At 58.5% G+C, this 4,054-nt stretch carries 2 protein-coding genes; one reads left to right on the top strand and one right to left on the bottom strand.

Translation table 11 applies throughout. The features are described 5' to 3' along the window. A partial coding sequence (locus ACTHUT_RS14830; RefSeq protein ID WP_440418973.1) for a cold-shock protein occupies positions 1–413 on the top strand: 413 nt, incomplete at its 5' end. A gap of 93 nt (positions 414–506) precedes the next feature. Here the strand turns inward: ACTHUT_RS14830 and smc are convergent. Beyond that, positions 507–3,992, bottom strand: a complete 3,486-nt coding sequence (smc, locus tag ACTHUT_RS14825; protein WP_250599989.1) for a chromosome segregation protein SMC — start codon at positions 3,990–3,992, stop codon at positions 507–509. Positions 3,993–4,054 lie beyond the last annotated feature (62 nt).

Below are 4,054 nucleotides of genomic sequence, written 5' to 3'. Positions count from 1 at the left end.
CCGCCTTCACCACCCTTACCCGCCTTCCGGCCGAAGGGCAACACATCTCCTTCAACATCACAGAAGGCCGACGCGGCCGCAAAGAAGCCGAAAACGTCTGCTTCGCCCTCGATTGCGCCGACTGCTTCGATGTCCTCGTCCCTCCCCCTGAAAAACCCCTCGCCGGCAAACAAGCCATCGTCGGCCTGATCGCCGTTATCTTCGTCTGCAGCATTTTCGCCGTCTTGTGGTACGGCCTCCACTTTTCCGACAACACACCGGAAGAGCCGGCCGTCAAAAAACAAGAAACCATGGTTCACGAAGTAGCCGCCAAAATCGAAGCCGAACGCAAAGCATGGCGCGATGCCGTCAACCGCAGCAACCAACGCTCGGGGCAGCCCCAACGCGCCAAAGATGATGCGTCAAAACAATAACGCTGTATCCAATACAAAAAGGCCGTCTGAAAAAATGGGAAGATGAAATTATAGATTTTTTCCTCATTCTTTCAGACGGCCTTTGTTCTTACCTCAATTCGGCTCAGCCATTTCCAACGCCTGCTTGATGTCTACGGCAACGACGCGCGATACGCCTTTTTCCTGCATGGTTACGCCGACCAGCTGCTCTGCCATTTCCATGGTCAGGCGGTTGTGGGAGATGTAGAGGAACTGGGTTTGCGCCGACATTTCTTTGACCAGGTTGCAGAAACGCGAGGTGTTGGCGTCGTCCAGCGGGGCGTCGACTTCGTCCAAAAGGCAGAAGGGAGCAGGGTTGAGGCTGAACAAGGCGAACACGAGGCTCATGGCGGTGAGGGCTTTTTCGCCGCCGGAGAGGAGGTGGATGGTGCTGTTTTTCTTGCCGGGCGGGCGCGCCATGATGGATACGCCTGCGGTCAGAAGGTCGTCGCCTATCATTTTGAGGGTGGCTTCGCCGCCGCCGAACAGGGTGGGGAAGAAGGTTTGGACTTTGCCGTTGACGGCGTCGAAGGTTTCTTTGAAACGCGCTTTGGTTTTGTCGTCGATTTGGGCGATGGCTTCTTCCAAAAGGGTAATGGCTGCCTGCACGTCTTCGCTCTGGCTGCGGTAGTAGCCGTCGCGTTCGCGCGCTTCTTCGAGTTCTTGCAGGGCGGCGAGGTTGACGGCGCCGAGGGCTTCGATTTGCTGGGTGAGGCTGCCGATGCTGCTGTTCAATACTTTCGGCGATTCTTTCGCCAAGGCCTCGAGCGCGTCCAAATCGGCGGCGCGTTCGGTCAGGTTTTGATGGTAGCGTTTGGCGTTAATCAGGGCTTCCTGCTGCTGCAACAGGGCGGTTTGGGTGGCGGCCTGAAGCTGCGGCAGCTTGGTTTGCAGGGCTTGTACGCGGGCGTATTGCTCCCTGCCCTGTTCCTGAATCTGCGCGAGTTTTTCCTGCACGGCGATGTATTCTTCGTCCAGCGTGTGTACGGCTTCGGTCAACTCGTCGAGCTTGATGTGCTGCTCGTCGTTTTGGAACTCGGTTTCATAGGCGAGGGCAAGCTCTTGCTGGCGTTCCTGCCAGTCCAGGGTTTGCTGTTCGAGCCGGGCGATTTGCTGCTGGTAGTTTTGTTTTTGCTGGTTGAGTTTGTGGACGGCGACTTCGGCCAGCCCGTATTGGCGGTTGGCTTCCAACAGGGCAAGCTGCGCCTGTTTCAGACGGCCTTGCTGCTCTTGGCGACTGTGCGCGGTGGTTTGCTGTTGGTGTTCGAGTTCGGCGACGGCTTCCTGCAAAGTAACGATGTCGTCTGAAAGCCCGTCGGACGTGTGTTGCAACACGGTCTGCTCTTCTGCCAACTGCGCCAGTTCGCGCTCGATGTGTTCGCGGCGGATTTGCCCTTGGTTGGTGCGCGCCAAGAGTTCGGCGGCGCGTTGCTGCGCTTGGCTGTATTGGCGCGTGTGCTGCTGTTGCTGCTGCATCAGGTTTTTATGTTGCACTTCAGACGAGCACACAGCGGCCTCCGCCTGTTTGAACGCGGATTCGGCGGCGGAGAGTTCGGGGGCGAGGTTTTCCAGTTCGGACGCGATACCGTCGAGGCGCGCTTTTTGGGCAATCAGGCTTTCCTGCGCGGGTTTGGCATAGAGCAGGACGCTGACTTTGTCGACCTGATGGCCTTCGGGCGTAAGCCAGATTTGGTGTGCGCCCAAATCGCTTTGATGCGCGAGGGCGTAGCTCAAATCGGGCGCGCACAATACGCCGTCGAGCCAGTGGTGCAACGCCGTCTGAAACGGCGGCTGCGCTTGGATTTGGTTCAGCAATGCCTGTACGGGCAGGGATTTTTTGATGCCGCCGGAGAGATCGTCTGAAAGCCATGCCGCCTGTCCCTGCGGCAAAGGTGCGGGCGGCACGAAGCCGTGCGGCACGCTACGGGCGTGCAGGCGTTCGGCAAGAATGACGGACAAGGCGTGCTGCCACTCGGCGGGCGCGGTGATGTGTTGCCACAGTTGCGGCGCGGCGGCGTAGTCGGTTGCCTGCCAGAAGTCGGCGGCTTCCTGCTGTTGCGACAGGATTTGCGACAACGCCTGCTGCTGCGCCTGCAAGGTGATGTGTTGCTGCTTCAGGCTTTGGAAGCGGCTCGAGGTCGTCTGAAACGCCTCGCGGGCGGCGTGCAAGGCTTCTTCGGCGGCAATGATTTGTTCTTCGTAATGCTCTTGCTGGCTTTGCAACAAGACGGCGGCTTCCTGCGCGGCGGCGGTTTCGGCTTCGTCGGGCAGGTTCAGGGCTTGGTTTTCCTGTTTCAGACGACCTTTGCGCTCTTCGTGCTTGGCAACGGTTTGTTCGGCATGGGCAAGCTGCTGCTGCTTCAACGCCAGTTCGCGGCGGATGCGGTTTGCCTCGTCCTGCTGGGTTTGGAAGGCGGCGTTGAGCGTGGCTTGAGCTTCTTCCAATTCGGGCAGACGCTCTTCGTGTTCGGCAACCTGCATCGCCCATTCCGCCAATTCGGTTTGCTTCTCTTCGGCCTGCAACTCGTTTTCTTCAAGCTGCACGCGGATTTGCTGCTGCTCCTGATGGATGCGCTGCATCTGCGCCTGCGCCGCCTGTTTGTCGCGTTCGATGCGTTGGTGCAGGTTTTGCTGATGGCGGATTTGTTCTTCCAAACGGGCAATCTGCTCGCGCAATACGCCGCGTTTGTTGCTCAATTCGTGTACCGCCTGCTGCTGCGACTGTTCGGCAGTCTGCAAGGCGTGTACTTCGTCGTTTAACGCCTGAACCTGCGCTGCGGTTTCGTCTTGCTGCGCCTGCAAAGACTGATGCTGCGCGGTCGCCTTGTCGGCGGCGGCAAGCGATTGCTGCCATTGGGCGTAATCGAGCAAATCCTGTTGCTGGTTCAACTGCGCGGTCAGAGATTTGTAGCGTTCGGCGGTTTCCGCCTGTTTCTCCAGCTTTTCCACCTGACGCGCCAATTCGTTCTGCAAATCACCCAAACGCTGCAAATGCTCGCGCGTGTCTTTCAGACGGCCTTCCGTCTCCTTGCGGCGTTCCTTATATTTGGACACGCCCGCCGCCTCCTCGATATAGGCGCGCAACTCCTCCGGCCTCGCTTCGATGATGCGCGAAATCATCCCCTGCTCGATGACGGCATAACCGCGCGCACCCACGCCCGTGCCTAGAAACAAATCGGTAATGTCGCGGCGGCGCACGGTCTGATTGTTGATGAAATAAGTCGATTCGCCCTGACGCGTCAGCTGCCGCTTGATGCTCACCTCGGCATACTGCCCCCACGCGCCTTGCAAACTGTGGTCGCTATTGTCAAACACCAGTTCCACCGAAGCCCTCGGTGCAGGACGGCGCGTCGCCGCACCGTTAAAAATCACGTCCTGCATACTCTCGCCGCGAAGCTGCTTCGCCGAAGCCTCGCCCAACACCCAACGCACCGCATCAATCACATTCGACTTGCCGCAGCCGTTCGGCCCGATAACCGCAACAAGCTGCCCCGGCACATGAATCGTGGTCGGGTCGGTAAAAGATTTGAAGCCGGAGAGTTTGATGTGGGTCAGGCGCATGGCAATGTTTCGAATCGGAAAAGAAGGCGTATTTTAACGGAAATACGCTTATCCGTTGAGAG

The organism is Neisseria sp. P0022.S010 (assembly GCF_051956635.1).
The sequence above is the reverse complement of the archived record's forward strand: the minus strand, read 5'-3'. Positions and strand labels throughout refer to the sequence as shown.